Raw genomic sequence first — 25,974 nt, forward strand, 5'->3', positions numbered from 1 at the left:
GCGGCCCGTGCCGCGCGCGGCATGCGGACGAGCGGGCAGCACGCGGTCATGGCGCGTCTCCCGGATAGACGAGCGTGCGCGATGGCGCGACGCGCAGCGTCAACCGTTCGCCGGACGCGAACTCGCCCGCCACGCGCGCCCAGATCGCGCCGAACGGCGCGAGCGCGCGAATCAGCGAATCGCGGCCGCCGTATTCGACCGTCTCGACCGTTGCCTCGAACGTGTTGTCGGCGGCGGCATCCGCGCGCTCGATATCGTCGGGCCGCAGCGCGACCGCGACCGCCTTGCCGTCGAAGCCCGCCATCGGCACGCCCGCGAGACGCACGCCGGCGGCCGCGACCGTCACGTAGTCGCCGGCCATCCCTTCGAGCGTGAACGGCAGCACGTTGCGATAGCCCATGAAGCGCGCGACGTGCAGGTTGTGCGGGCGCGTATAGACCTCCTTCGGCGACGCGACCTGCTGCACGACGCCCTCCTTCATCACGACGATCCGGTCTGCCATCGACAGCGCCTCGTCCTGGTCGTGCGTCACGTAGATCGTCGCGCGCTCGAGCTGCGTGTGGATGCGGCGGATCTCCGCGCGCATCTCGATGCGCAGCTTCGTATCGAGGTTCGACAGCGGCTCGTCCATCAGCACGAGCGGCGGCTCGATCACGATCGCGCGCGCGATCGCGACGCGCTGCTGCTGGCCGCCCGACAGCTGGCCCGGCAGCTTGCCTTCGTGGCCGACGAGCTGCACGAGTTCGAGCGCCTGCTGCGCGCGACTGCGCGCTTCGTGCTTCGGCACGCCGCGCATCTTCAGCCCGAAGCCGACATTGTCGAGCACGGTCATGTGCGGAAACAGCGCGTAGTTCTGGAACACCATCCCGAACCCGCGACGCTCGGGCGGCAGCACGTCGATGCGCGTGTCGTCGAGCCAGATGCCGCCGCGCGTGAGCGGCTGCAGCCCGGCAATGCAGTTCAGCGCGGTCGACTTGCCGCAGCCCGACGGGCCGAGCAGCGCAATGAACTCGCCGCGCCGGATGTCGAGGTCGAGCCCGTTCAGCGCGGCCACCTGCGCGCCTTCCGCGTTGGTGAAGCTGCGACAGACGCCATCGAGCCGCAACCGTTCGAAACTGTGCTTCATGCCCCACACTCCGATGACGCGGGCGCACCGGCGCCCGCGGGTTCGACCGTCACTTCGACTTCTGCGAGCCGATCTCGCGGTCCCACTTCTGGAACGCGGCGACCATCGCCTGCGCACTGAGCGGCTGCACGTGCGGACGCTCGGCGAGCAGCTTCGCGTATTCGGGGCGGCCGAACTTGCGGATCACGTCCTGACTGTGCGCGGGCGCCATCTCGAGCGTCACGCCCTTCACGGCCGGGCCCGGATAGAAGTAGCCGTCGTCGTAGGTCATCGCCTGTTGAGCCGGTTCGAGCAGGAAGGTCATCAGCTTGAACAGCACGTCGAGCTTGTCCTTCGGCACGCCCTTCGGAATCACCATGTAGTGCGCGTCGTTCACCCACGTCATGTTGTCGAACGCCTGGATCCGGAAGTCGGCCGGCACGATGCCGAGCGCGCGCGGGTTGATGTCCCAGCCGGTGACGGTCACCGTCATGTCGCGCGTACCTTCGCCGAGCTCCTTCATCACGGCCGACGTGCCGCCCGGGTAGTACGGAATGCAGTCGTTGAGCTGCTTGAGGAAGGCCCAGGTCTTGTCCCAGCCGTTGATCGGGTCCTGCGGATTCTTGTCGCCGAGCACGTACGGCAGCCCCATCAGGAACGTGCGGCCCGGCCCCGAGTTCGCGGGCCGCGCGTAGATCAGCTTGTTCGGATGCGCCTTGCACCAGGCGAGCAGCTGCTCGGGCGTCTTCGGCGGCTCGCCGACCTTCGCCGGGTTGTATTCGAGCAGCGGGCCGGCCGGCATGTAGGTGACCTCGAGCCCGAAACCCTGCGCGAGATCCTGCATCTTGCGCGGGCCCGGCGCATATTTGTCGAGCACGCCGGGAAGCGCGGCCGCATGGTCGGGCAGCAGCTTGAGCCAGAGGTTCTGCTCGATGCCGGCCGCGAGCGCGTCGGTGCCGGTCAGCACGAGGTCGATGTCCGCCCGCCCGGCCGCCTGCATCGCCTTGATCTTGCCCGGCAGCTGCGGCGCCGGCGCGTTCGTGAACGTGACGTTCGAGACGAGATTCGGATTCTTTTCCCTGAACGCCTCGATGGCCTTCTGCGTGAGCTGCAGGTTGCCCGCGACGTCGACGACATTCAGCGACACGGGCGCGGCGACGGCCGCCGCAGCCGACAACGTGAAACCCAGCGCGACGGCGATCCGGCGAACGATCCTGGTTGTGTTCATGTCTCCTCTCTGCGGTCAGTGGATGGGACCTTTCTTTCGCGAAATCATGACGGCGTTATACGATGTCGGTCAACAAAAAACCGTGACAACGGGGACGGGAATTTCCCTAACAAAAAGCTTTAATGAAACGGCGTCCGGCCGAGGAATCGGCTCGGTGCGTTTCGCGTGTTAAGACGTCATATAACGTCGCGCCGCGTTCGTCTGACGGTTCGCGGTGCCGCGCCGGACCGCGCATGCGCCGCGCGGTGTCCTGCACCCGTTTCCCGAATCGGCTACAGTGGGCGTTTTCGGCGCGCCCGCTCGCGCCGCCGCCACGATCGCACCGCCCTCGCGGCGCACGCTGCGGCGGCGCCCGGGCGCGGATCCTTCAACTCGACGAACGTATCCCCATGTCCGATCTGTCCGCCTTTCCGATCACGCAGAAGTGGCCGGCCCAGCATCCCGACCGTCTCCAGCTCTACTCGCTGCCGACGCCGAACGGCGTCAAGGTGTCGATCATGCTCGAGGAAACGGGACTGCCGTACGAGCCGCATCTCGTGCGCTTCGACACCAACGACCAGTTCTCGCCGGCGTTCCTGTCGCTGAACCCGAACAACAAGATTCCCGCGATCCTCGACCCGAACGGTCCGGAGGGCAAGCCGCTGCCGCTGTTCGAATCGGGCGCGATCCTGATCTATCTCGCCGACAAGACCGGCCAGCTGATTCCGAAGGATCCGGCCGGCCGCTACGAGACGATCCAGTGGGTGATGTTCCAGATGGGCGGGATCGGGCCGATGTTCGGCCAGCTCGGCTTCTTCCACAAGTTCGCAGGCCGCGAGTACGAGGACAAGCGTCCGCGCGACCGCTACGTCGCCGAGTCGAAGCGCCTGCTCGGCGTGCTCGATGCGCATCTGTCGAACCGGCAGTGGATGATGGGCGATACCTATACGATCGCCGACATCGCGATCTTCCCGTGGGTGCGCAACCTCGTCGGCTTCTACGAAGCGGGCGATCTGGTCGGCTTCGGCGAGTTCCGCCACGTCGCGCGCGCGCTCGAGGCGTTCGTCGCGCGGCCGGCCGTCGTGCGCGGGCTGAACATCCCGGCGCGCGACTGAGTCGCGCCCGCACCCGGTGCGGGCCGCCTGCTTCGATCGACGCCCGCTGCATCGCGCAGCGGGCGTCTCTTTTTGTGTCGACGCTTGCGCGACGCGCGCGTCGCTAGTCGCCATCGTTGCCATCGTTGCCGTCGACCGTGCGCTCCAGCCCGGCCAGCAGCTGGTCGAGCAGCCGCGCGAGCTGCGCCTGCTCTGCGGCCGACAACGCGGCCAGCATCGCGCGCTGGTCGTCGACGTGCGCGACCACCGCTTCGTCGATCAGCGCACGAGCGCGCGACCAGCGTGCCACGCCCGTCGGCCATCGTCACGGTCGACCATGCGGCGACGCCGGCCGATGCGGCATCGCTGACGGGCTTCGTGCAGGGCGTCGGCTATCTAATCGCGGGACTGTTTCCGTTCGCGGCGGGCATCGTGCGCGAGCATCTCGCGGATTTGACGCCTGCGTGGGTCGCGACGGCTTGTCTGTGCGTCGTGCTGTTCGTGCTCGCGGCCGGCTTCGCGCCGGGCATGACGCGGCGCGTCGTGCGGGCGTAAGCGCTGCGATCAGGCGCCGGCCCGCGCCTGATTACCCCGCACTGGCATACAACGTCGAATCCGCAAACCCCTGCGCGTCGAGCACGCGTCCGACCAGGATCAGCGCGGTGCGTTCGATCGACGTGTGCCGCACCTTGGCGACGATATCGGCGAGCGTGCCGACGACGCGTTCCTCATCGGGCCAGCTCGCGCGATACACGACCGCGACCGGGCAGTCGGGCCCGTAATGCGGCAGCACCTCGTCGACGATTTTTGCGAGATGACGCACGCCGAGATGGATCGCGAGCGTCGCGCGATGCGCGGCGAGCGAGCCGAGCGTCTCGCCTTCGGGCATCGTCGTCTTGCCGGCGAAGCGCGTGAGGATCACCGTCTGCGCGACGCCCGGCAGCGTCAGCTCGACGCCGAGCGTCGCGGCGCATGCGGCCGTGGCCGTCACGCCCGGCACGATCTCGTACGGAATCCCGAGCGCCTTCAGCCGGCGGATCTGCTCGCCGATCGCGCCGTAGAGCGACGGATCGCCCGAATGCACGCGCGCGACGTCCTGCCCTTTCGCATGTGCGTCGGCGAGCAGCGCGACAATCGCGTCGAGATCGAGCTCGGCGGTATTGACGACCTGCTCCGCGCGATGGCCGTCGAGCACGGCCGCCGGCACCAGCGAGCCTGCATACAGAATCACCGGGCACGTGCGTACGAGGCGCTGGCCCTTCACCGTGATCAGCTCCGGGTCGCCGGGACCCGCGCCGATGAAATACACCGTCATCGAAAAAACTCCGTCAGTGGATGGGGCGATGCGCCGCGTCTCACGCGCGCGCGGCGGGATCGAGTGCAGCGAGCAGCGCGGCGGCCGACTCGAACGTGCGATCGGCATCGGGCAGTGTCGGTCGGCGCAGCATCACGACCGGCAGCCTGCGCTCGCGCGCGACCTCGAGCTTCGCTTCGGTCGCGCTGCCGCCGCTGTTCTTGCTGACGACGACATCGATCCCCGCGAGCGCGAACAGCGCGCGTTCGCCGTCGAGCGTGAACGGCCCGCGCGCGGCGACGACCTGTGCGCGCGCGTTGCCCGGATGCGGATCGAGGCAGCGCACGAGCCAGAACTGGTGCGGCGGGATCGCGTCGAGATGCGCGAGCGGTTCGCGACCGAGCGTGAACAGCGGCCGGCGGAACGGCGCGATCGCGGCCTCGATGCCGGCCCAGTCGTCGACCATGCGCCAGTCGTCGCCGGGTTGCGGCGTCCACGGTGCGCGGCGCAGTGCCCACAGCGGCACGCCGGCGTCGCGCGCGGCGGCGGCCGCGTTCGCGCTGATCCGCGCGGCATACGGATGCGTCGCATCGATCACGAGACCGATCCGCTCGGCGCGCAGATAGGCGGCGAGCGCCGCCGCACCGCCGAAGCCGCCGACGCGTACGGCACAGCGCAGATCGTCCGGCACCTTGCCGAGCCCCGCGAGGCTGTACACGTGCTGCGGGCCGAGCGCGCGCGCGATCGTCAGCGCGTCGCCGGTGCCGCCGAGCAGCAGGATGCGCGCGCTCATCGTGCGCTCCCGACGAAACGGCCCTGCCGGTCGATCGCGAACATCTCGACGGCGACCGACGCGGGCACGATGTCGCGCGCGACGCGCAGCGCATGCGCGCAGACGACATCGCCGAGCGGCACGCCGTCCGCGCCCGCGAGCGCCAGCGCTTCGACGCTCGTATTGGCCGCGCGGATCGCGGCCTGCAACGCGTCGCTCGCGCCTGCATCGCGCGCCCACTGCGCGAGCAGCGGCAAGTCGATGCTCGAATGGCGGCTATGCAGATCGAGATGGCCGGCCGCGAGCTTGCTCAGCTTGCCGAAGCCCCCGCACATCGAGAGCCGCGCGACGGGCGCGCGCCGCAGATGCTTGAGCACCGCTCCGGCGAAATCGCCCATCTCGATCAGCGCGATGTCGGGCAGCCCGTAGTGCGCGCGCATGGCGTCCTCGCTCGCGTTGCCGGTGCACGCGGCGATATGCGCGACGCCGTTGGCGCGCGCGACGTCGATACCCTGATGGATCGACGCGATGTACGCGGAACACGAGAACGGCCGCACGATGCCGGTCGTGCCGAGAATCGACAACCCGCCGACGATGCCGAGACGCGGATTCATCGTCTTCAGCGCGAGCGCCTCGCCGCCTTCGACGCCGATCGTCACGTCGAAGCCGCCCGTGTAGCCATGTTCGGCCGCGAGCGCGTCGAGATGCGTCGTCATCATCCGGCGCGGCACCGGATTGATCGCCGGTTCGCCGATCGGCAGCGCGAGGCCCGCGCGCGTGACCGTGCCGACGCCCGGCCCCGCATGAAAACGCACGCCGCGTGCGCCGCCGAGCGCGACGCGCGCGAAGATCAGCGCGCCGTGCGTGACGTCGGGATCGTCGCCGGCGTCCTTGATCGTGGCGGCTTCCGCGCCGTCGGCCGTCGCGCGGCAGAATTCGAGGCGCATCACCACGCGCTGCCCTTTCGGCAAGACGATTTCGACCGCGTCGTCCGCGCGGCCCGCAAGCAGCAGGCGCGCCGCCGCGAGCGACGTCGCGGTCGCGCAACTGCCGGTCGTATAGCCGAAGCGCAGCGGCGCGGACCGTTCGGGCGTCTCGTCGCGCATCAGCGGCACTCCGCGGCGCACGGCGCGGCGGCCGTGTCGGGCTTGCGCACGTCGTACAGCGTGACGGGCAGCGCCTGCCGCCAGGTGTCGAAGCGGCCGAGCGGTTCCGCATGCGCGATCGACACGCGCGTGAGCGTGCCGCCGTGCGCGTCGCGCCATCCGGCGAGCGCGACGTCGCCCTGCAGCGTGACCGCGTTCGCGACGAGCCGGCCGCCCGGCTTCAGCGCGGCCCAGCATGCGTCCAGCACGCCGGGCGTCGTCGCGCCGCCGCCGATGAAGATCGCGTCGGGCGCGGCCAGTCCGGCCAGCGCGTCGGGCGCGCGGCCGGCGACGAGCTGCAGGCCCGGCACGCCGAGCGCGTCCCGGTTGTGTTCGATGAAGCGCTGCCGCTCCGCATGCGACTCGATCGCGATCGCCTGACACGACGGATGCGCGCGCATCCATTCGATGCCGATCGAGCCGCTGCCCGCACCGACGTCCCACAGCAGTTCGCCGGGCGCCGGCGCGAGGCGCGCGAGCGTCAGCGCGCGCATGTCGCGCTTCGTCAGCTGGCCGTCGTGGCGATACGCGTCGTCGGGCAGCCCGGGCGTCAGTGCGCGGCGCGGTGCGTCGGGGCCGGCTTCGCAGTCGAGCGCGACGAGATTGAGTGCGGCCGTCTCTTCGACGTTCCAGTCTTGCGCGAGACCGTCGATGCGCCGCTCGAGCGGCCCGCCGAGGTGTTCGAACACGCTGATGCGCGTCGGGCCGAAGCCGCGTGCGACGAGCTCGGCCGCGACGGCGGCCGGTGTGCGGCCGTCCGCGCTCAGCACGAACAGGCGTCGACCCGGCAGCAGATGGCGCGCGAGCGTCGCGAGCGGACGGCCGACCAGCGACACGGCGCCGACGTCCTGCAGCGGCCAGCCGAGTCGCGCGGCCGCGAGCGACAGCGACGACGGCGCCGGCAGCACGCGCCATTCGTCGGCGCTGAGCCGGCGCGCCAGCGTCGCACCGACGCCGAACAGCATCGGGTCGCCGCTCGCGAGCACGCAGACCGGCGAGCCGCGCCGCGCGAGCACGCCCGACAGGTCGAACGGCGACGGCCACGCTTCGCGTGCGGCCGGCAGTCGCGAGGGCAGCATGTCGAGATGCCGCTTCGCGCCGACGACGAGCGTCGCGTCGAGCAGCGCGCGGCGTGCGGCGCGGCCGAGCCCCGCGAAGCCGTCGTCGCCGATGCCCACCACCGTCAGCCATGCCGTCATGCACCCTTCCCCATCGTTCGTCCTGTTGCCGCCGCGTACCGGTCTGCATCGCCAAAAACGGGATAGTACCGTGTTCGACTCCGCGTTTCATCGGCAGGCCGGACGGCGCTTCGCGCATGCCGGCGATTCGGCGCGCGGCCTATTCGGCCGATGAAAATTGAGCCGATGAAATATCCGCGACGAGCGCACGGCGTTCGCCGTCCGGCGACGGAAGAACGGCTTCGGCACGGCGGCGCTGCCGTCCACGTGCCGCCGCACGGTTTTCGGGTCGTGGCCCGCCCGCGAAATCGGGTATCCTACGCGCGTTCGTTCGCCGGTGCCCTTCGGGGCCGAAGAGGGAACACAGGGCGCATCGCGCCGCTGTGGCTGCCCCCGCAACTGTAGACAGCGAGCCGATCTCCCCCTCATGCCACTGGTTTCACCGGGAAGGCCGGGAGCAGGCGCCGACCTGTCAGCCAGGAGACCTGCCGGCCTGAAAGTGCGTGCGTGCCAGCCGGCGTCGGGCGGGGTGTACCGATGCGTTGGCCGCGGCGCGACACTGTCCCGGTGCCCCGTTGAGTCCCGCCTTCTCCGTTCCGTTTACCGCGTCGCCTGTCGCGCGCCCGTCGGCGTGTCCGGGGCTCGTGCGCATCGTGGCGGCCGCCGACGGCGGACTGTGCCGGATCAAGCTGCCGGGCGGCCGGCTCGACGCGAGCCAGGCACGCGCGATCGCCGCCGCCGCGCGCAGGTACGGTTCCGGCGCGATCGACGCGACCAATCGCGCGAACCTTCAGTTACGCGGGATCCGCGACGGCGCGGCCGACGCGCTCGTGCGCGCCTTGCTCGATGCGCGGCTCGGCCCGCACGCGGCCGAGCCGCGCGGGCTCGACGAGGCAGCCGCGCTGGCCGCGAGCGACGATGCACGCAACCTGATGCTGAGCCCGCTCGCCGGTCACGATCGCGCGGCGCTCGTCGACAGCCGCGCGTTCGCCGCGCCGCTGCTCGATCTGCTCGCGACTGACCCGCGCCGCGGCGAGCTGTCGCCGAAATTCTCGATCCAGTTCGATGGCGGCGAATCGGTCGCCGCGCTCGATCATCCGCACGACATCTGGCTCGCCGCGTGGCGCCGCGACGACGGCGCGACGCGCATCGCGGCCGGCCTCGCCGGCTGTCCGCCGACTTCGCGCGACGACGCCCCCGCGGCAGTCGACGTGGCGCCCGAGCATACGGTCGCACTCGTTCGCGCGCTGCTGCATGCGTTTCTCGATCTTGCACCGGCCGACGTCACGCGGATGCGTACGCTGCTCGCCGCGTGCGGCGAACCTGCGCTGCTGACGCGCGCGCAGCACGACCTGCCCTTCGCGCTGACTGCCGATCCCGCGCTGGCCCGCTGGCGGCGTGCGCCGTCCGATCCCGCGTGGCGCTTCGGTGCGCGCGCGTCGGTCGACGCGTCGCGCTGCAGCGTCGGCGCGCAGTTCGCGCTCGGACGGCTCGACGCCGCGCAACTGGACCGGCTCGCGGCACTGGCCGATGCATACGGCGACGGCACGCTGACGATGACGCCGTGGCAAGGCGTGTTCGTGCACGGCGTCGCGCACGCGCAGGCGCCGGCGGTGCTCGAGGCGCTGGCGGCGCTCGGTCTCGTCTGCGCGCCGTCCGATCCGCGCGCGACGCTCGTCGCGTGCGCGGGCAGCACGGGCTGCGCGAAAGCGCGCGCCGACACGAAACGCGACGCGCTCGCACTCGCCGCGCATGTCGGCCGGCCGGTCGACGTGCATCTGAGCGGCTGCGAGCGGCATTGCGCACTGCCGCGCACGGCTGCGCATACGCTCGTCGCGGTCGCGCCGGCGCGCTACGACCTGTATCGGCGCGATGTCGCGGCGGCCTCGCCGGGCATCGCGCTCGCCCACCATCTGACGATCGACCGCGCCGCGGCGCTGATTGCGCGCACGCGGCACGGCCACGACTCCAGCCAGGACACCACCGATGATTGACTATCTACGCGACGGGCAAGACATCTACCGCCAGTCGTTCGCGACGATTCGCGCCGAAGCCGACTTGTCACGGATTCCGCCCGACCTCGAGAAGCTCGCGGTACGCGTGATCCACGCGTGCGGGATGGTCGACGTCGTCTACGATCTGCGGTTTTCCGAGGGCGCCGGCGCAGCCGGCCGTGCGGCGCTCGCGGCCGGCGCGCCGATCCTCTGCGATGCGCGGATGGTCGCCGAAGGGATCACGCGCGCGCGGCTGCCCGCCGGCAATCGCGTGCTCTGCACGCTGAACGCGCCGGAAGTGCCCGACCTCGCGCGGCAGCTCGGCAACACGCGCTCGGCGGCCGCGCTCGAACTGTGGCGCCCGCACCTGGCCGGCAGCATCGTCGCGATCGGCAACGCGCCGACCGCACTGTTTCATCTGCTCGACATGATCGACGCCGGCGCGCCGCGCCCCGCGCTGATTCTCGGCTTTCCGGTCGGTTTCATCGGCGCGGCCGAGTCGAAGGCGCTGCTCGCCGACGATAGTCGCGGCGTGCCGTACGTCGCACTGCTCGGCCGGCGCGGCGGCAGCGCGATGGCGGCCGCCGCAGTGAACGCACTCGCGTCGGAGGCCGAATGACGGCCGCGCGCGGACGCCTGTTCGGGATCGGCGTCGGCCCCGGCGACCCCGAGCTGATGACGCTGAAGGCGCTGCGTCTGCTGCAGGCCGCGCCGGTGGTCGCGTATTTCGTCGCGAAAGGCAAGAAAGGCAACGCGTACGGCATCGTCGAAGCGCACCTGCGCGACACGCAGCTGCAGCTGCCGCTCGTCTATCCCGTGACGACGGAGGTGCTGCCGCCGCCGCTCTGCTACGAAACCGTGATCGCCGACTTCTACGACACCGCTGCCCACATCGTCGCATCGCACCTCGACGCGGGCCGCGACGTCGCGGTGATCTGCGAGGGCGATCCGTTCTTCTACGGGTCGTACATGTATCTGCACGATCGCCTCGCGCCGCGCTACGACACCGAGGTCGTGCCGGGCGTGTGCGCGATGCTCGGCGGCACGGCCGTGCTCGGTCAGCCGCTCGTGTATCGCAACCAGAGCCTGTCGGTGCTATCCGGCGTGCTGCCCGAGCACGAGCTGCGCACGCGCCTCGCGCAGGCGGACGCGGCCGTCGTGATGAAGCTCGGCCGCAATTTCGCCAAGGTGCGCCGCGTGCTCGACGAGCTCGGGCTCGCGCAGCGCGCGCGCTATGTGGAGCGCGCGACGATGGCAAGCCAGCGCATCGTGCCGCTCGACGAAGTCGAGCCGATGGCGTCGCCGTATTTCTCGCTGCTCGTCGTTCCGGGGGAAAAATGGCAAGGATGATCACGCCGCCGGCGATCGTGGTGCTCGGCGCCGGTGCGCTCGACACCGCACGACGCATCCAGGCGCGCTATCCGGGCGCGCAGGTGCACGGGCTCGCGTCACGCGTCGACGCGGACGTGCGCTTCGACGAACTCGGCGCGCATCTGCGCGAACTGTATGCACGCGGGCTGCCGATCGTCGCGCTGTGCGCGGCCGGCATCGTGATCCGCTGCATCGCGCCCGCGCTCGCGGACAAAGGCGTCGAGCCGCCCGTGCTCGCGGTGGCCAAGGACGGCTCGGCCGTCGTGCCGCTGCTCGGCGGGCTGACGGGCGTCAACGCGATCGCGCGCGAGATCGCCGCGCAACTCGGGATCGCGCCGGCGATCACGACGAGCGGTGAACTGCGCTTCGGCGCGTGCGTGCTGAATCCGCCCGACGGCTATGTGCTCGCCGATCTCGCGCAGGGCAAGCGCTTCGTGTCGGATTTGCTCGCCGGTGCGTCGACGCGCATCGAGGGCACGGCACCGTGGCTCGACGACGTCGCGCTGCCGCGCGACGCGGCGGCCGCCCATGCGATCCGCGTGACGCCCGACGCGGTGCGCGCCGCGCGCGACGAGCTGGTGATTCATCCGCGCAGCGTCGTGGTCGGCGTCGGCGCGCACACAGGGCACGGCGTGCACGCGAGCCGCGCGGCCGAACCGCTCGCCGTGCGGATCGACGCGCTGCTCGACGCATGCGGGCTCGCGCGGCGTGCGCTCGCGGCGATCGTCGCGCCTGCGTCGGTCATCGGCGATCCGGCGCTCGATGCCGCCGCCGAAGCGCTCGACGTACCACTGCGTTTCGTCGATGCGGACGACGGTGTCGACGCCGGCATCGACGCCGCGGCCCTGCTCGCGCGCGCACTTCGCGTGCCGCACGCCTTGTGCGGCAACGCGGACGGCCTCGCGTGCACGGTCGCGACGCAGCCTGTCGATGCGGCGACGCTCGGCCGCGCACGCGGCCGCCTGACCGTGCTCGGGCTCGGGCCCGGCGGTGCCGCGTGGCTGACGCCCGCGGCGCGCGCGGCGCTCGCCGACGCGACCGACATTCTCGGCTACACGACGTACGTGAACATGGCCGGCCCGTTCCGCGCCGATCAGCGCGTGCACGGCAGCGACAATCGCGAGGAAATGCAGCGCGCGCGCCATGCGTTCGAGCTGGCGGCGGCCGGCCGGCGTGTGGCGGTCGTGTCGTCCGGCGATCCGGGCGTGTTCGCGATGGCCGCCGCCGTGCTCGAAGCGCTCGACGACGCACGCGATCCGCAGTGGGCGGCCGTCGACCTGCGGATCGAGCCGGGCGTATCGGCGTCGCTCGCGACCGCCGCGCAGGCCGGCGCACCGCTCGGCCACGACTTCTGCGCGATTTCGCTGTCGGACAACCTGAAGCCGTGGGATGTGATCGAAACGCGTCTGCGGCATGCGGCCGAAGCCGATCTCGTGATGGCGTTCTACAACCCGATCTCGCGCGCGCGACCTTGGCAGCTCGATCGTGCGCTCGACGTCGTGCGCGCGCACCGCGCGGCCGATACGGTCGTCGTGCTCGGCCGCGACATCGGCCGTCCCGGCGCCACGCTCGCGACGACGACGCTCGGCGCGCTGCGTAGCGATCAGGTCGACATGCGCACGATGGTGATCGTCGGCTCGTCGACGACGCGGCGCTTTACGATCGGCGCCGGACGCGAGTGGGTCTATACGCCGCGCTGGTATCGATGAGCGATGCGCCGCGCACCTGGACGTGCGCGGCGGCGGCATGCTCGGGCGTTACGCGCGCGCGTAATCGGCGAGCAGCCGCGCCTTCGCGTCGACGAGCAGCGCCGCGTGCGCGTCGCGATGCTGGCGAATCCGTTCCGTCGGCCCCACGATCGACAGCCCGTACCAGTCGCCGTCGAGCGGTAGCGCGACCGCGATCGCCGACAGCTCCGGCGCGCTCTCGCCGAAGTTTTCGGCCCAGCCGCGCTTGCGAAAGCGCGCCGTCTGCGCGACGAGCGCCGGCAGATCGGCGACGGTCGCCGCGGTGAAGCGCTCGAACGTCAGCTCTTCGCCGAGCGCCTGCTGCGCATCGCCGGCAAGTTCCGCGAAGATCGCCTTGCCGATCGAGTTCGCATGCAGCGGACGCAACTCGCCGGGCTGGCTCGTATAGCGGATCGCCTGCTCCGATTCGACGACGTCGAGATAGGCGATCGATGCGCGCTGGATCTTGCCGAGCACGGCCGTTTCGCGGCTCGCGTCGCGCAGTGCGACGAGATACGGATGGACGATGTCGACGACGGGATCGGTCGCGTCGATCGCGGCCGCGATCGTCTGCAGACGCCGCGTCGGATAGTAGCCGCCGCGCTTGCGCACTTCGTACAGATAGCCGCGGCTCACGAGCGTGCGTGCCATCGCGAGACAGCTCGACGCCGGCACGTTCAGCAGGCGCGCGAGTTCGGTGAGCGGCAGCGGCCGCCGTTCGGCGGCGAACAGTTCGAACAGGTCGAGCGTGCGGGCAACGAGTTTGACGTCCATGACGAGCGCTTGAAACGGAACGGGAAAACGCGCGCCGGACGGCCGCCGCGCATCAGTACGATTTCGGCAGCCCGAGCACCTTCTCCGCGATGTAGCACAGGATCAGTTGCGGACTCACGGGCGCGAGCCTCGGAATCATACACTCGCGCAGGTAGCGCTCGACGTGGTACTCCTTCGCGTAACCCATCCCGCCATGCGTCGCGACCGCCGTCTGGCATGCGTGGAACGCGGCTTCCGCGCCGAGATATTTCGCGGCGTTGGCCTCCGCGCCGCACGGCTGCCCCGCGTCGTAGCGCGTCGCGGCCTTCATCACCATCAGCCACGCGGCCTCGAGCTGCATCCACGCGAGCGCGAGCGGATGCTGGATCGCCTGGTTCTGCCCGATCGGCCGGCCGAACACGACGCGTTCGTTCGCATACTGCGTCGCGCGGCGCAGCGCCGCCTGTCCGAGGCCGATCGCTTCCGCCGCGATCAGGATGCGCTCGGGATTGAGCCCGTGCAGCAGATAGCGGAAGCCTTCGCCTTCGGTGCCGATCAGGTCGTCGTGCGGCACGCGCAGGTTGTCGATGAACAGCATGTTCGAGTCGACCGCCTTGCGGCCCATCTTGTCGATCTCGCGCACTTCGACGCGCGAACGGTCGAGATCGGTATAGAACAGGCTGAGCCCGTCGGTCGGCTTCGCGACCTGCTCGAGCGGCGTCGTGCGCGCGATGATCAGCATCTTGTTCGCGACCTGCGCGGTCGAGATCCAGATCTTGCGGCCGCTCAGCACGTAATGATCGCCGTCGCGACGCGCGTGCGTGGTCAGATGCGTGGTGTCGAGCCCGGCGTCGGGCTCGGTCACCGCGAAGCAGGCCTTGTCGCGGCCCGCGATCAGCGGCGGCAGGAAGCGCGCCTTCTGCGCGTCACTGCCGAACACCTGCACGGGATTGAGCCCGAAGATGTTCATGTGCACGGCCGACGCGCCCGACAATCCCGCGCCCGACGCGCTGATCGCGCGCATCATCAGCGCTGCTTCCGTCATCCCGAGGCCGGCGCCGCCGTAGGCCGGATCCATCGCGATGCCGAGCCAGCCGGCCTCCGCGAGCGCCGCATGAAAATCGTGCGGGAAGCCGCCGGCGCGATCGCGTTCGAGCCAGTAGTCGTCGCCGAAGCGCGCGCAGATTTTGTCGATCGCGCTCTCGATCGCGCGCTGGTCGTCGGTCAGGTCGAACTGCATGGACTGCTCTCCCGGAAAACGTGAACGGCCGCGCCGCTCATAACGGAAACACGCCCGTCGCGACCGCGGCGAACACCATCAGCACGGTGGCGGCGAACAGGAACGGAATCGTGAATTTCTGATGCTCGGCAAGCTCGACGCCGGTCAGGCCGACGATCAGGAACGTCGCGGGCGTGAGCGGACTGACCGGGAAACCGGTCGTCATCTGGCCGAGCAGCGCGGCCTGCGCCATCTGGATCGGCGGCACGCCGAGCAGCTTGCCGCTTTCGGCGAGCACGGGCAGCACGCCGAAATAGAACGAATCAGGATCGAACAGCAGGCTGAGCGGCATCGACAGCAGTCCGAGCACGAACGGCATGTGCCGCGCATGCTCGACCGGCACGTGCGCGACGACCACCTCCGCCATCGCCTTCAGCATTCCGGTGCCGGTCATGATCCCCGTGAACGCGCCCGCCGCGAGCAGCACGCTGGCCATCATCAACGCGGCCTTCGCATGCGCGTCGATGCGCTCGCGCTGCGCGCGGACGTCCGGATAGTTGATCACGAGCGCCGCGACGGTGCCGAGCATGAACATCACCATCGGATCGACGATACCCGACACGAGCGTGCCGAGCACGACGAGCGTCAGCACGAGATTGACGGCGAACCGGTCGGGCCGGCGCAGCGCACGCTCCGCGTCGGTCAGCTCGCGCGGCGCGACGGCGATCGCCGCTGCGCCGGCGCGGTCGAGCCCGAGCCGCTTCGCCTCGCGCACGCCGAGCACCCAGGCAGTGCCGAACACGAACGCGAGCCCGACGAGCTGTACCGGAATCATCGGCATGAAGATCGCGGTGCCGGGGATGTGCAGCGCGGCGGAAGCGCGCAACATCGGGCCGACCCACGGCAGGAAGTTCACGCCGGCCGCCATCGACGCGACGCACGCGAGAATCCGGCGATCCATGCCGAGCCGCGTATAGAGCGGCATCATCGCGGGCAGCGTGACGAGAAACGTCACCGCGCCCGATCCGTCGAGATGAATCAGCAGCGCCAGCAGCGCGGAGCCGACGACGATGCGCGGCGGATGACAGCCGATCACGCGCAGCACGCCGGCGATGATCGGATCGAGCATGCCGGCGTCGGTCAACACGCCGAAGAAGAGGATCGCAAACACGAACATGCCGGCGATCGGCCCGATGTTCTGCACGCCGTGCACGATGAACTTGCCGGTCGTCAAGCCGAACCCGGCAGCAAGCGATGCGGCGACCGGCACGACGATCAGCGCGACGAGCGGCGACAGCCGCTTCGTGATGATCAGGCCGAACAGCGCGACGATGGCGATCGCGCCGATCCATGCGAGCATGATGTGTCTCCTGTCGATGCGGCGCATCGCGGGTGCGCCGTTCTGGTCGAATGCGGTGTGCGGCCGCGCCGCGTGCGGGATGCGCGCGTCAGTCGGTGCGGTCGTCGGCGGCGCCGAACAGCTGTGCCGCATGCTCGTTCAGCGCGGGCGGCGCGCGCCGATAGGTGGCCGGTGTGCGGCCGAGCTTGATCGGCGATGCGATGCCGCGATGCGCGCCGAGCTCCACTTTCATCGCGCGATGCGCGACGTGCGGATGCGCCAGCGCCGCATCGAGCCCGAGCACCGGCGCGCACGGCACGCCGCTGCGCATCAGCCGCTCGGCGAGCGCCGCGCCGTCGTGGGCCGCGAGCGCCGTTTCGAGCAGCGCGCGCAGCGCCGTGCGGTTCGCGCTGCGCGCGCGGTTGTCCGCGAAACGCGGATCGTCGAGCCAGTCGCGCGTACCCAGCACGTCGCAGAGCGCCGCGAACTGGCCGTTGTTGCCGACGGCCAGAAAGATATCGACGGTCGCCGTCGGAAAGCTGTCGTACGGCGTGATGTTTGGATGCGCGTTGCCGGTGCGCACCGGCGCGCGGCCCGAATGGAAGAAATTCGGCGTGTGCGGATGCAGGATCGACAGTGCGCAGTCGAACAGCGTCGTCTCGACGAACTGCCCGCGGCCGCTCGCGTCGCGTTCGCGCAGCGCCATCAGCACGCCGAGCGCCGCGTTCAGCCCCGTGACGAGATCGACGATCGGCACGCCGACGCGCAGCGGCGCACCGCCCGCTTCGCCGTTTACGCTCATCAGCCCCGTCATCGCCTGCACGGCCGCGTCGTAGCCGGGCAGCCCGCCGAGCGGGCCGTCCGCGCCGAAACCCGACACGCGGCAATAGACGAGCCGCGGGAACCGCGCATGCAGCGCGTCGAAGCCGAGCCCCCAGCGTTCCATCGTGCCGATCCGGAAGTTCTCGACGAGCGCGTCCGCCTCGTCGAGCAGCCCGAGCAGCCGTTCGCGGTCGCCGGGCTTCGTCAGGTCGAGCGCGATGCCGAGCTTGTTGCGGTTCACGCCGAGGAAGTACGACGCGGTGTCGCCGTCGAACGGCGGCCCCCAGGTGCGCGTCTCGTCGCCCGACGGCGGTTCGATCTTGATGACCTCCGCGCCGTGATCGGCAAGGACCTGCGTCGCGTACGGGCCGCCCAGCACCCGCGACAGATCGATGATGCGCAATCCCGCCAGCGCGCCCGGCCGTTCGTGTTCCGTCATGCGTCTCGCTCCTGCTTCCGGTGGATCGGATCGCCGGTGATGCCGGGCGGCGGCGCTGCGGGATGCCGTTCCGGTCTCGACGAATAATTCGTGTATGTGAATTTATATTCATGCGCGAGAATTTTATTGTCAAGCCCGGAGGTGCCCGCCCCGCTACCGCGCGTCGCGCCGGGTGCCGACCGTCCCGCATCCGTGACGTGCCGGTTGCCGCGACGTCCCGCCGTTCGTTAAGCTGGCGAACAAACATTCCCCTCGAGACAAGCGGAGATTTCATGAAACGCATGCTGCTGGCCGTCGTCATGCTGGCTTCGACGCTGGGCGTCGCACAGGCACAGACCTGGACTTTCCACTTCGGCGAAGGACAGGCCACGCCGGCCGGCGCGACGACGGCTCGCCGCGCGCCTGCACGTCGCCATGTGGTGCCGCCTGCGCCACATCGCAGGCATGCGGTTCACAAACGTCGCCATGCGCGGCACGCGAAATCGACGCGCGGCGGGCTGTACACGCGGTCGTGACGACGCGCGGCGGTTCGCCACGCGCGCGGAACCGCGATGAAACGAGGGATGAGATCGGCGCGGCGGCCTGCATGCAGTGTCGGCGCTTATGCCGATCGGCTGTCGGTCATCGGCTCGGCGACGTCCGGCCGATGCGCATTTTTTTCACGCTTGAGCACCTGTCTTGCCGAACATGAGCACCGCGCCGGGCACCTTCAAGGAAAGAGCCACGATCGTTTGTCGCCAGCGCGGCAGCGTGCTGCTGGTCGCCCGCACCGCCTCGCGGTGGGCGTTGCCGGGCGGCACGATCCGCCGCGGCGAGACGCCACTGCAGGCCGCGCAGCGCGAACTGGCGGAGGAAACGCGGCTCGAAGGACTCGCGCTGAACTATGCGGTGCAGTTCGGCGGGCTGAGGAAAGTGCACCATGTGTTCGTCACCGACGTGCCGAAGCGGTTGGTCCCGCGCGCGAGCAACGAGATCGTGCGCTGCAAGTGGTTTGCGATCGAGCGGCTCGAGACGCTGCATACGAGCGTGCCGACGCGCAAGATCGTCGAGCTGCTGCGGCTCGACCTGCTCAGCGGGTTACCGGAGGATTAGACGGGTGGAGCGTGTAGGCGCAGCGGCGCGACGGGCCGTGCGCGGTCAATCGAAAGGACCGACGTTGTCGACGACGAAGCCTTTGCATGTCATTTTTGCTATATAGCGATGATTGTCGACACGGTAAGGAATTTTCCATTGCTGAAGGTCCGCCAGATACTCGGCAGCCTCGTCGAACGTCAAACTCGAAAAATTGTTGTGCCGGGCATATTTTTCCAGATAGCCACGCATCTGCGACGTGGAGAGATTCGGGCAGGCTGCGTCACCCCCATCGTCTCGGATGTACGCCATTACACCTATCAGCAATGCAGCCAGCAGCACAATTAAAAGGATGGCTGCAAGCGTGAATTTAAAGAAGCCGGAGAATTGCACTTTCGACATGGCGTCTCCAATGTCGGCAATGAGTCGAAACGGCGAATGATTCCTGCCCGCCGTTCGCGATTGAGCGCGGCGAACATCCCCTTGTCGATCGAGTTCTCATGCGGCAAGCGAAGCTCACGCGGTGAGCGCATGCAGCGTATCGCCCGGCCACATCGCCCCGCGTCAGCGCCGCTGCATCGCCCGCCGCCCCACCTCAACCCTGCGGAATCGTGCCCGGCCGCACATAGGCGAGCATGTGCGGCACGTAATCGGCCTTGCCGAGATCGACGCCATGATGGCGCAGGATCGCGTAAGCCGTGATCGCGTGGAAGTAGAACTGCGGTAGCGCCCAGTCGCGCGCGTATTGCTCGCCCGTCATGTCGAACGCAGTGCCGTTCGGCAGTTCGAGCGCGATGGGCAACGCGGCGCCGCCGTCGAGCGCATCGGGCGCGAGTTCGCCGAGAAACGCGAGCGTGCCCGCGAGGATCCCCTGCGCATCGCCGAGCGAGCCCGGCTGCGCATCGGCATGCCAGCCAGCCTGCCGCAATGCGAGCAGCGGTTCCGGCAGCGGCTCGCCGCGCAGCCGGTGCACGGGTTCCATCGCCTGAAAACACGAGAACCGGACCTGCGCGGCAAGCGGATACATGTCCGGCGCGAGCTTCAGCGTCATCAGCGCATCGGGATCGTCGCCGGCCGCGCGCCAGTGCCCGGCCGCCTTGTCGAGCCACGCGGATTGCGCGCGCAGCAGCTGGCTGAAGGTCGGAACGAGAAGTTGAGTCGGTGACACGCGCGCCCTCCAATGGATGATCGATCGCATCACGATAGCAGCGTCGACGCCATGGCGCATCGTCGCGGTGCCGGCAGCAGCCCGAGAAAATATCGCGCCACAACGGCGACAGCGACGCCGACGGCGCTCGGCGCGCGCCCGGCACCGCCGCGTTACGGCCCGCGGCGCCGTGCGAGAAACCGGTCGAGCTGGGCCGCGAACGCGTTGCCGTCGCGTGCGCTGAACGGCGCCGGGCCACCGGTATCGATGCCCGCGCTGCGCAGCTGATCCATCATCGCGCGCGTCGACAGACGTTCTTCGATGTTGTCGCGGCTGAACCAGTTTCCGCGCGGATCGAGCGCAAATGCGCCCTTGTCGAGCACGGCTGCCGCGAGCGGAATGTCGGCCGTGATCACGAGGTCGCCCGCCGCGGCCAGCTCGACGATCCGCGCGTCCGCCGCGTCGAAGCCGGCCGGCACCTGCAGCGCGCGAATGAACGGCGACGGCGGCGTACGCAGAAACTGGTTCGCGACCAGCGTCACGCAGATCTCGGTGCGCCGCGCGGCGCGAAACAGCATCTCCTTGATGACGGCGGGACACGCGTCGGCATCGACGAGCACTTGCATGGCGGAATTTCCATTGGAGACGAGTGACGATCATAGCGCACGCCGTGCGTCGGCCTCGCGCGCACGAACCGATCCGTTCGCCACCGCGTTCGCCCGCGCTCAGCCGCGCACGTCCGCGCAAAGCGCATCGGCCGTCACCCACTGCGCGCCCCACGCGCGCGCGAGCCGTGCGCCCTGTCCGAGCCGCACCGGCGCATCGTCGAAGTCGACGAACACGACGTGATCGGCCGCGGCGGGCTTCGCCGGTGTCTCCCGCGTGCGTCCGTCGGACAGCACCCACAGCCAGCGCTGCTTGTCCGCGTGACGTCGCGCGTCGCGCGCGAGCAGCTGCGCCGCGGCGGCGATGCCGTCCGCGAGCGGCGTCCCGCCGCCGCCATCGACCGGCTCGACCCAGCGCGCATTCCACCAGCGCGGCACGGCCGGTCCGAAGCGCCGCGCGGCGCCGCTGCCGCCGAAGCAGATCAGCGCGGTCTCGATCCGGTCGCGCGCGGCGCGATCGAAATACGCGACGATCAGCCCCTTCGCGAGCGCGAGCCGATCGTGCGACAGCATCGACGCCGAGCAGTCGAGCACGAAGCAATGGAGTGCGCGCGGCGCATCCGCGCGTTGGCGAAAGCGCAGATGCGCGGCATGCAGCGGCTGCCCGCGCTTGGCGGCGAGCGTGGCCGCCCACGCGACGGCCGTGCCCGCGCGCGCGAGGCCCGGCACGCGCCGGGCGGCACCCTGCTGCCATCGAGGACCGCGAACGGCGTTCGCGGCGGCGCCGTCTCGATGGCTCAGCGTTTTTTTAGCGGCAGCGGCACGACGGCCTTCACGTCGCGCAGCCCCGCGGACTCCGGCGGCAGGTAGCCCCAGTCGCCGTGCGATGCGGGCGCGTCGTCGGGCGACGGCGCCGTGTCGCGCGGCAGGCGCTCGCGCGTGTCGCGATGCGTCGCATCGTCGTGCCCCGTGCGCGAATCGGGCGCGCGCGCAGCCGGCGGCGGCGATGCATCCGCGCGGCGCCGATGCCGCAGCACCGCTTCCGCGACGCGGTCCACATGCGCGACCGTCACAGCGTCGGCCGCTTCCAGCGCGGCAAGCGCACGCGCCGCGCGCAACATCACGAGATCGGCGCGCAATCCGTCGACGGCCGCCTCGATGCAGAGCGCACTTACGCGCGCATGCACGGCGTCGTCGAATTGCAGTGCCGGCAGCCGTGCACGCGCCGCGCGAATCCGCGCGGCGAGCGTTTGCTGCGCATCCCCGTGCCGGGCGCGAAACGCGTCGGGATCGAGATCGAACGCGAGGCGCGCCTTCACGATCCGTTCGCGCTGCGCGGCATCGAAGCAGTTCTCGAGCTCGACCATCAGCCCGAACCGGTCGAGCAGCTGCGGACGCAGCTCGCCCTCTTCCGGATTCATCGTGCCGACCAGCACGAAGCGCGCATCATGCGCGTGCGACACGCCATCGCGCTCGACGATGTTCACGCCGCTCGCCGCGACGTCGAGCAGCGTATCGACGAGGCCGTCGGCGAGCAGGTTCACCTCGTCGACGTAGAGCACGCCGCGATGCGCACGCGCAAGCAGGCCGCCGCGAAAGCGCACGCCGTTCTCCGCGAGTGCATGCGCGAGATCGAGCGTGCCGGTGACCTGCTCGTCGGTGGCCGACAGCGGCAACGTGACGAACGCGCCTTCCGGCAGCAGCTCGGCGAGCGCCCGCGCGGCGGTGGATTTCGCGGTGCCGCGCGGCCCGCTGACGAGCACGCCGCCGATCGACGGATCGATCGCGGCGAGCAGCAGCGCCTGCTGCAGCGCGTCCTGCGCGACCAGCGCCGTAAACGGAAAAACCGCGCGTGCGCGCGGCGCGGTCGAATCGCTCATCGCCGTGCTCCTTCCTGAAGTTGTTCGGTCGCGAGCCAGACCGCTTCGATGCGCTCGCGATAGTCGCCCGGCTGCTGCCACAGCCCGCGCTGCATCGCCTCGACGAAGCGCTCGCAGATGCCGTGCAGCGCGTGCGGATTGTGACGTTCGAGGAACGCGCGCGTCGCGTCGTCGAACAGGTACGCGTCGGCGACGAGCGCGTACTGGTGATCGGACAGCACGCGCGCGGTCGCGTCGTATCCGTACAGATAGTCGACGGTCGCCGCCATTTCGGCCGCGCCCTTGTAGCCGTGCCGCTTCACGCCGTCGAGCCATTTCGGATTCACGACGCGCGAGCGGATCACGCGCGCGATCTCCTCGCGCAGCGTGCGCATCTTCGGCGCGGCGGGGTTCGCGTGGTCGCCGTGATAGACGCTCGGCTGCCGGCCCGACAAATGGCGCACGGCCGCCGTCATCCCGCCCTGGAACTGGTAGTAGTCGTTCGAATCGAGGATGTCGTGTTCGCGGCTGTCCTGGTTCTGCACGACGACGTCGATCGCGGCGAGCCGTTCGCCGAACACGTCGGGCGCGGCATCGCCCGCACTGTTCTGCGCGTACGCATAGCCGCCCCACCGGCGGTATGCGTCGGCGAGATCGGCGTCGGTCTGCCAGCCGCGCCGATCGATCAGATCCTGCAGCCCCGCGCCGTAGCTGCCGGGCCGCGCGCCGAATACGCGCCAGCCGGCCCGGCGCCGCGCTTCGTCGGGCGCGACGCCTTGCGCGATCCACTGCGCGCGTTCGCGCTCGATGCGCGCGCGGATCGGGTTCAGCGCCTCCGGTTCGTCGAGCGCGGCGACGGCCTGCACGGCCGCGTCGAACAGATGCATGAGGTTCGGGAACGCGTCGCGGAAAAAGCCCGACACGCGCAGCGTCACGTCGATGCGCGGGCGATCGAAGATCTCGATCGGCAGGATCTCGAAGTCGGTCACGCGATGGCTGCCGTGCGCCCATTTCGGCCGCACGCCGAGCAGCGCGAACGCCTGCGCGATATCGTCGCCGCCGGTGCGCATCGTCGCGGTGCCCCACACCGACAGGCCGATCGCGCGCGGATAGTCGCCGTGCTCCTGCAGATGGCGCTCGATCAGCTGCTGCGCCGATTTGAGCCCGAGCGACCACGCGGCCTGCGTCGGCACCGCGCGCGTGTCGACCGAGTAAAAGTTGCGGCCGGTCGGCAGCACGTCCGGACGGCCGCGCGACGGCGAACCGCTCGGCCCCGGCGGCACGAAGCGGCCGTCGAGCCCGCGCAGCAGCTGACGCATTTCGTCGCGGCCGCACACGTCGAGTGCGGGCAGCAGCGTCGTTCGCACACGCCCGATCACCGCGAGCGTATGCGGCCATTCGCCGGGCGGCGGGATGGCGATGCCGGCCTCGTCCGGCGCGACGTCGCAGATGCGGTCCAGCCAGTGCTGCGCGAGCCGTTCGAGCCGCTCGCGCGTGTCGCCCGCATGCCGCCACGGCGACGCGTCGAGCGCCTGCAGCACGGCCGGCCGCGGGCCCGTCCACGGCGCGGCCCAGTCGGCCGCGAGTGGATCGAAATCGTCGCCGAGCGCTAGATCGCGTGCGAGTGCCGCGATCAGTCCGGCGTTCGCGCCTTTGCCGTCCCCGACCGGAAAGCGCGCGAGCGCGAGCAGCGTATCGCGCCGCTGCCGCTCGGCCGGCGACACGCCGAACACGTGCAGCCCGTCGCGGATCTGCGCTTCCTTCAGCTCGCAGAGCCATGCGTCGACACGCGTGAGCAGCGCGTCCTCGTCGTTCGCGTCGCGCGGCGGCGATACGCTCAGCTCGTCGTGCAGCCGGTGCTCGGCAATCGTCGCGAGGATCGTCTTGCGCAGCAGCTTCGCGCGTCGCGCGTCGACCATCAGTGCGTCGTAGTATTCGTCGACCAGCCGCTCGAGGTCCTGCATCGGGCCGTAGTTTTCGGCGCGCGTGAGCGGCGGCATCAGATGATCGACGATCACGGCCTGCGCCCGCCGCTTCGCCTGGCTGCCTTCGCCGGGATCGTTGACGATGAACGGATACAGATGCGGCAACGGGCCGAGCGTCAGATCGGGCCAGCACGCGTCGGACAGCGCGACGCTCTTTCCCGGCAGCCATTCGAGGTTGCCGTGCTTGCCGAGATGGATCACCGCGTCGATGCGGAACACGTCGCGCAGCCAGAAATAGAACGCGAGATACGCGTGCGGCGGCACGAGCTCCGCGTCGTGATAGCTCGCGTAATCGTTGTCGTCGCGCGAGCGCGACGGCTGGATGCCGACGAACACGTGCCCCGCGCGCCAGCCCGCGATCGTGAAGCGTCCGCAGCGCAGCGTCGGATCGGCTTCGGGCGGCCCCCAGCGCGCGTTCAGCGCGTCGCGCACCGCGGCGGGCAGCCGCGCGAAGCGTGCGCGGTAATCGTCGAGCGCATAGCTCTGGAACGCCGGCCGCAGCGCATGCATGGCCGCATCGTTGGTCACGCCTTCGGTCAGGCGCGCGATCAGCGCGTCGCCGTCGGCCGGCAGCTCGGCGAGCGTGTAGCCGGCGCCGCGCAGCGCGGCGAGCACATGCAGCGCGGACGCCGGCGTATCGAGCCCGACGCCGTTGCCGATGCGCCCGTCGCTTTGCGGGTAGTTCGCGAGGATCAGTGCGATGCGCTTGTCCGCGTTGTCGAGCGTGCGCAGCCGGCACCAGCCGCGCGCGAGCGCCGCGACGAACGCGATCCGCTCCGCATCGGGCTGGTAGCGAACGACGTCGACCTCGGTGTGCGGGCAGCGATACGCGAGCCCCTTGAAGCTGACCGCACGCGTGACGATGCGCCCGTCGACCTCGGGCAATGCGACGTGCATCGCGATGTCGCGCGCGTGAAGCCCCTGGTTGTCCGCGACCCACGCATCGCGGTTGCCGCCCGACAAGATCACCTGCAGCACCGGCGCGTCGCCGGCAAGCACGTCGGGCGCGGGCGCGTCGATCGCACCGGCCGCGAACGCGGTCGTGTTCAGCACGAGCGCGACGTCGCACGCCTCGCAGAGCTGCGCAATCACCTCGCGGCTCACCGCATCCTTCAGCGACGTCACGGCGATCGGCAGCGGGTTCAGTCCTTCGTCGACGAGCGCGTCGGCGAGCGCGTCGAACACGGCCGTATTCGCGGCCTGCCAGTGCGCGCGATAGAACACGATCGCGACGACCGGCGCGCCCGGCGTCCAGCGCGCCCGCCAATCGTCGACGCTCGCCGGATCGCGCGCCGGGTGATACAGCGCGGCGGCCGGCAGCGGACGCGGCGGCGCCGGCTCGTCGCCGAAGCCGAGCGTGTGAAACGCGATGCTGCGCAGCAGCGCTTCGGCGTTGTGCACGCCGCCCTCGCGCAGATAGTGCCACCACAGCCGGCACAGCGCGGGCGCGACCGTGCTCTTCGCGACGAGATTCGGATCTTCCTGCAAATCGCCGGAGAACATCGCGAGCTGCTGCCCGTGCTTCGACGCGACCGAAACGGCCTGCTCGATGCCGTACGGCCAGTACGCCTCGCCGCCGAGATGGTCGATCACGACCGTCTTCGCATGGCGCAGCACGTCGTCGACGTAGAAGTCGACCGAGGCCGGCTGTCGCAGGAACGTGACGTTCGCGAGCCGCACGCTCGGAAAGCCGGCCGGCAGCCGCGGCACGACGCTCGCGAGCAGCGACAGCGTCGTGTCGGCCGAGCTCAGGATCACGATGTCGGCCGGGCGCTGATCGATACGCACGACACCCTGTGTGTCGTCGACGAAGCCGCCCGGCGTGGTGCGCAGCAGATGCATCGCGCG

At 70.2% G+C, this 25,974-nt stretch carries 23 protein-coding genes, 2 pseudogenes and 1 riboswitch; of the genes and pseudogenes, 8 read left to right on the forward strand and 17 right to left on the reverse strand.

All coding sequences use genetic code 11. From position 1 onward, the window contains the following. Window positions 1–46 precede the first annotated feature (46 nt). Together BCR55_RS15665 and BCR55_RS15670 are read right to left on the reverse strand one after the other, a co-directional pair. Window positions 47–1,126, reverse strand: a complete 1,080-nt coding sequence (locus tag BCR55_RS15665; RefSeq protein ID WP_065494777.1) for an ABC transporter ATP-binding protein — start codon at window positions 1,124–1,126, stop codon at window positions 47–49. 49 nt (window positions 1,127–1,175) lie between these two features. Further along, window positions 1,176–2,333: an ABC transporter substrate-binding protein gene (locus tag BCR55_RS15670; RefSeq protein WP_006404803.1), complete on the reverse strand. Its 1,158-nt coding sequence runs from the start codon at window positions 2,331–2,333 to the stop codon at window positions 1,176–1,178. 389 nt (window positions 2,334–2,722) lie between these two features. Here BCR55_RS15670 and BCR55_RS15675 point away from each other — a divergent pair, with 389 nt between their 5' ends. Then, a complete protein-coding gene (locus BCR55_RS15675) occupies window positions 2,723–3,427 on the forward strand; it encodes a glutathione S-transferase N-terminal domain-containing protein (RefSeq protein WP_006404804.1) in 705 nt (234 codons plus the stop codon). Between the two features lie 103 nt (window positions 3,428–3,530). Here BCR55_RS15675 and BCR55_RS15680 read toward each other — a convergent pair. Next, window positions 3,531–3,726: pseudogene (locus tag BCR55_RS15680) on the reverse strand (MarR family transcriptional regulator); the annotation flags it as partial. Between BCR55_RS15680 and BCR55_RS15685 the strand changes: the two are divergent. Then, a pseudogene (locus tag BCR55_RS15685) lies at window positions 3,722–3,961 on the forward strand (MFS transporter); the annotation flags it as partial. The pseudogenes BCR55_RS15680 and BCR55_RS15685 overlap by 5 nt on opposite strands. Window positions 3,962–3,992: 31 nt before the next feature. Here the strand turns inward: BCR55_RS15685 and cobM are convergent. Genes cobM through BCR55_RS15705 form a run of 4 tightly spaced genes read right to left on the reverse strand, consistent with a single transcriptional unit; the run spans window position 3,993 to window position 7,816 of the window. Further along, window positions 3,993–4,721: a precorrin-4 C(11)-methyltransferase gene (gene cobM, locus BCR55_RS15690; RefSeq protein ID WP_006404807.1), complete on the reverse strand. Its 729-nt coding sequence runs from the start codon at window positions 4,719–4,721 to the stop codon at window positions 3,993–3,995. Between the two features lie 40 nt (window positions 4,722–4,761). Continuing rightward, the gene (locus BCR55_RS15695; RefSeq protein WP_006404808.1) at window positions 4,762–5,493 is read right to left on the reverse strand and encodes a cobalt-precorrin-6A reductase; all 732 of its coding nucleotides are present in this window, start codon (window positions 5,491–5,493) and stop codon (window positions 4,762–4,764) included. Further along, on the reverse strand, window positions 5,490–6,578 hold the full coding sequence (locus tag BCR55_RS15700; RefSeq protein WP_065494996.1) for a cobalt-precorrin-5B (C(1))-methyltransferase: 1,089 nt from the start codon (window positions 6,576–6,578) through the stop codon (window positions 5,490–5,492). Before BCR55_RS15700 ends, BCR55_RS15695 begins: the two co-directional genes overlap by 4 nt. Beyond that, a complete protein-coding gene (locus BCR55_RS15705; RefSeq protein ID WP_053297241.1) occupies window positions 6,578–7,816 on the reverse strand; it encodes a bifunctional cobalt-precorrin-7 (C(5))-methyltransferase/cobalt-precorrin-6B (C(15))-methyltransferase in 1,239 nt (412 codons plus the stop codon). The genes BCR55_RS15700 and BCR55_RS15705 overlap by 1 nt, the downstream gene beginning before the upstream one ends. Window positions 7,817–8,113: 297 nt before the next feature. Next, window positions 8,114–8,303: riboswitch (cobalamin riboswitch) on the forward strand. Between the two features lie 67 nt (window positions 8,304–8,370). Between BCR55_RS15705 and cobG the strand changes: the two genes are divergently transcribed. Genes cobG through cobJ form a run of 4 tightly spaced genes read left to right on the forward strand, consistent with a single transcriptional unit; the run spans window position 8,371 to window position 12,869 of the window. Further along, window positions 8,371–9,789 (forward strand): precorrin-3B synthase, encoded by a 1,419-nt coding sequence (cobG, locus tag BCR55_RS15710; protein WP_276512765.1) that lies wholly within the window; start codon window positions 8,371–8,373, stop codon window positions 9,787–9,789. Further along, window positions 9,782–10,408, forward strand: coding sequence for a precorrin-8X methylmutase (locus BCR55_RS15715; RefSeq protein ID WP_065494778.1), 627 nt, complete (start codon window positions 9,782–9,784; stop codon window positions 10,406–10,408). Before cobG ends, BCR55_RS15715 begins: the two co-directional genes overlap by 8 nt. After that, window positions 10,405–11,139: a precorrin-2 C(20)-methyltransferase gene (locus BCR55_RS15720; RefSeq protein WP_053297243.1), complete on the forward strand. Its 735-nt coding sequence runs from the start codon at window positions 10,405–10,407 to the stop codon at window positions 11,137–11,139. The genes BCR55_RS15715 and BCR55_RS15720 overlap by 4 nt, the downstream gene beginning before the upstream one ends. Continuing rightward, window positions 11,136–12,869 (forward strand): precorrin-3B C(17)-methyltransferase, encoded by a 1,734-nt coding sequence (gene cobJ, locus BCR55_RS15725; RefSeq protein ID WP_065494779.1) that lies wholly within the window; start codon window positions 11,136–11,138, stop codon window positions 12,867–12,869. Before BCR55_RS15720 ends, cobJ begins: the two co-directional genes overlap by 4 nt. 48 nt (window positions 12,870–12,917) lie before the next feature. On the opposite strand, the gene BCR55_RS15730 is transcribed toward cobJ, so the two are convergent. The 4 genes from BCR55_RS15730 to BCR55_RS15745 form a co-directional block, all read right to left on the reverse strand. Next, window positions 12,918–13,661, reverse strand: coding sequence for an IclR family transcriptional regulator (locus BCR55_RS15730; RefSeq protein WP_006400070.1), 744 nt, complete (start codon window positions 13,659–13,661; stop codon window positions 12,918–12,920). Between the two features lie 52 nt (window positions 13,662–13,713). Beyond that, entirely contained in the window at window positions 13,714–14,880 is a 1,167-nt protein-coding gene (locus BCR55_RS15735; protein ID WP_006408861.1) for an acyl-CoA dehydrogenase family protein, read from the reverse strand. A 37-nt stretch (window positions 14,881–14,917) separates the two neighbouring features. Continuing rightward, window positions 14,918–16,219, reverse strand: a complete 1,302-nt coding sequence (locus BCR55_RS15740) for a CitMHS family transporter (RefSeq protein ID WP_012213342.1) — start codon at window positions 16,217–16,219, stop codon at window positions 14,918–14,920. Window positions 16,220–16,307: 88 nt separating this feature from the next. After that, complete coding sequence (locus BCR55_RS15745; protein ID WP_053297245.1) at window positions 16,308–17,459, reverse strand: CaiB/BaiF CoA-transferase family protein; 1,152 nt, start codon at window positions 17,457–17,459, stop codon at window positions 16,308–16,310. Window positions 17,460–17,731: 272 nt separating this feature from the next. On the opposite strand from BCR55_RS15745, the gene BCR55_RS15750 reads away from it, so the two are divergent. Both BCR55_RS15750 and BCR55_RS15755 read left to right on the forward strand, forming a co-directional pair. Continuing rightward, window positions 17,732–17,974, forward strand: a complete 243-nt coding sequence (locus tag BCR55_RS15750) for a hypothetical protein (RefSeq protein WP_065494780.1) — start codon at window positions 17,732–17,734, stop codon at window positions 17,972–17,974. Window positions 17,975–18,146: 172 nt separating this feature from the next. Next, complete coding sequence (locus BCR55_RS15755; protein WP_035488236.1) at window positions 18,147–18,551, forward strand: NUDIX hydrolase; 405 nt, start codon at window positions 18,147–18,149, stop codon at window positions 18,549–18,551. A gap of 45 nt (window positions 18,552–18,596) precedes the next feature. Here BCR55_RS15755 and BCR55_RS33430 read toward each other — a convergent pair whose 3' ends face one another. The 6 genes from BCR55_RS33430 to cobN all read right to left on the reverse strand — a co-directional run bounded on the left by BCR55_RS33430 (window position 18,597) and on the right by cobN (window position 25,968). After that, complete coding sequence (locus BCR55_RS33430) at window positions 18,597–18,932, reverse strand: hypothetical protein (protein ID WP_236860376.1); 336 nt, start codon at window positions 18,930–18,932, stop codon at window positions 18,597–18,599. Between the two features lie 193 nt (window positions 18,933–19,125). Then, entirely contained in the window at window positions 19,126–19,758 is a 633-nt protein-coding gene (locus tag BCR55_RS15765; RefSeq protein WP_006416863.1) for a DUF1993 family protein, read from the reverse strand. Between the two features lie 92 nt (window positions 19,759–19,850). Then, window positions 19,851–20,303: a YaiI/YqxD family protein gene (locus BCR55_RS15770; RefSeq protein ID WP_006400081.1), complete on the reverse strand. Its 453-nt coding sequence runs from the start codon at window positions 20,301–20,303 to the stop codon at window positions 19,851–19,853. Between the two features lie 99 nt (window positions 20,304–20,402). Beyond that, window positions 20,403–21,011 (reverse strand): VWA domain-containing protein, encoded by a 609-nt coding sequence (locus tag BCR55_RS15775; RefSeq protein WP_065494781.1) that lies wholly within the window; start codon window positions 21,009–21,011, stop codon window positions 20,403–20,405. Window positions 21,012–21,079: 68 nt separating this feature from the next. Next, the gene (locus BCR55_RS15780; protein ID WP_065494782.1) at window positions 21,080–22,162 is read right to left on the reverse strand and encodes an ATP-binding protein; all 1,083 of its coding nucleotides are present in this window, start codon (window positions 22,160–22,162) and stop codon (window positions 21,080–21,082) included. Beyond that, window positions 22,159–25,968: a cobaltochelatase subunit CobN gene (gene cobN / locus BCR55_RS15785; protein ID WP_065494783.1), complete on the reverse strand. Its 3,810-nt coding sequence runs from the start codon at window positions 25,966–25,968 to the stop codon at window positions 22,159–22,161. The genes BCR55_RS15780 and cobN overlap by 4 nt, the downstream gene beginning before the upstream one ends. Between the last annotated feature and the right edge of the window lie 6 nt (window positions 25,969–25,974).

This window comes from Burkholderia sp. CCA53, from assembly GCF_001685525.1.
GTDB classification, from domain to species: Bacteria; Pseudomonadota; Gammaproteobacteria; order Burkholderiales; family Burkholderiaceae; genus Burkholderia; species Burkholderia multivorans.

Coding starts and splice junctions, on each gene's coding strand:
- BCR55_RS15665 (WP_065494777.1), bottom strand. CDS start 1,126: ATGAAGCACAGTTTCGAACGGTTGCGGCTCGATGGCGTCTGTCGCAGC.
- BCR55_RS15670 (WP_006404803.1), bottom strand. CDS start 2,333: ATGAACACAACCAGGATCGTTCGCCGGATCGCCGTCGCGCTGGGTTTC.
- BCR55_RS15675 (WP_006404804.1), top strand. CDS start 2,723: ATGTCCGATCTGTCCGCCTTTCCGATCACGCAGAAGTGGCCGGCCCAG.
- cobM (WP_006404807.1), bottom strand. CDS start 4,721: ATGACGGTGTATTTCATCGGCGCGGGTCCCGGCGACCCGGAGCTGATC.
- BCR55_RS15695 (WP_006404808.1), bottom strand. CDS start 5,493: ATGAGCGCGCGCATCCTGCTGCTCGGCGGCACCGGCGACGCGCTGACG.
- BCR55_RS15700 (WP_065494996.1), bottom strand. CDS start 6,578: ATGCGCGACGAGACGCCCGAACGGTCCGCGCCGCTGCGCTTCGGCTAT.
- BCR55_RS15705 (WP_053297241.1), bottom strand. CDS start 7,816: ATGACGGCATGGCTGACGGTGGTGGGCATCGGCGACGACGGCTTCGCG.
- BCR55_RS15715 (WP_065494778.1), top strand. CDS start 9,782: ATGATTGACTATCTACGCGACGGGCAAGACATCTACCGCCAGTCGTTC.
- BCR55_RS15720 (WP_053297243.1), top strand. CDS start 10,405: ATGACGGCCGCGCGCGGACGCCTGTTCGGGATCGGCGTCGGCCCCGGC.
- cobJ (WP_065494779.1), top strand. CDS start 11,136: ATGATCACGCCGCCGGCGATCGTGGTGCTCGGCGCCGGTGCGCTCGAC.
- BCR55_RS15730 (WP_006400070.1), bottom strand. CDS start 13,661: ATGGACGTCAAACTCGTTGCCCGCACGCTCGACCTGTTCGAACTGTTC.
- BCR55_RS15735 (WP_006408861.1), bottom strand. CDS start 14,880: ATGCAGTTCGACCTGACCGACGACCAGCGCGCGATCGAGAGCGCGATC.
- BCR55_RS15740 (WP_012213342.1), bottom strand. CDS start 16,219: ATGCTCGCATGGATCGGCGCGATCGCCATCGTCGCGCTGTTCGGCCTG.
- BCR55_RS15745 (WP_053297245.1), bottom strand. CDS start 17,459: ATGACGGAACACGAACGGCCGGGCGCGCTGGCGGGATTGCGCATCATC.
- BCR55_RS15750 (WP_065494780.1), top strand. CDS start 17,732: ATGAAACGCATGCTGCTGGCCGTCGTCATGCTGGCTTCGACGCTGGGC.
- BCR55_RS15755 (WP_035488236.1), top strand. CDS start 18,147: ATGAGCACCGCGCCGGGCACCTTCAAGGAAAGAGCCACGATCGTTTGT.
- BCR55_RS33430 (WP_236860376.1), bottom strand. CDS start 18,932: ATGTCGAAAGTGCAATTCTCCGGCTTCTTTAAATTCACGCTTGCAGCC.
- BCR55_RS15765 (WP_006416863.1), bottom strand. CDS start 19,758: ATGCGCCATGGCGTCGACGCTGCTATCGTGATGCGATCGATCATCCAT.
- BCR55_RS15770 (WP_006400081.1), bottom strand. CDS start 20,303: ATGCAAGTGCTCGTCGATGCCGACGCGTGTCCCGCCGTCATCAAGGAG.
- BCR55_RS15780 (WP_065494782.1), bottom strand. CDS start 22,162: ATGAGCGATTCGACCGCGCCGCGCGCACGCGCGGTTTTTCCGTTTACG.
- cobN (WP_065494783.1), bottom strand. CDS start 25,968: ATGCATCTGCTGCGCACCACGCCGGGCGGCTTCGTCGACGACACACAG.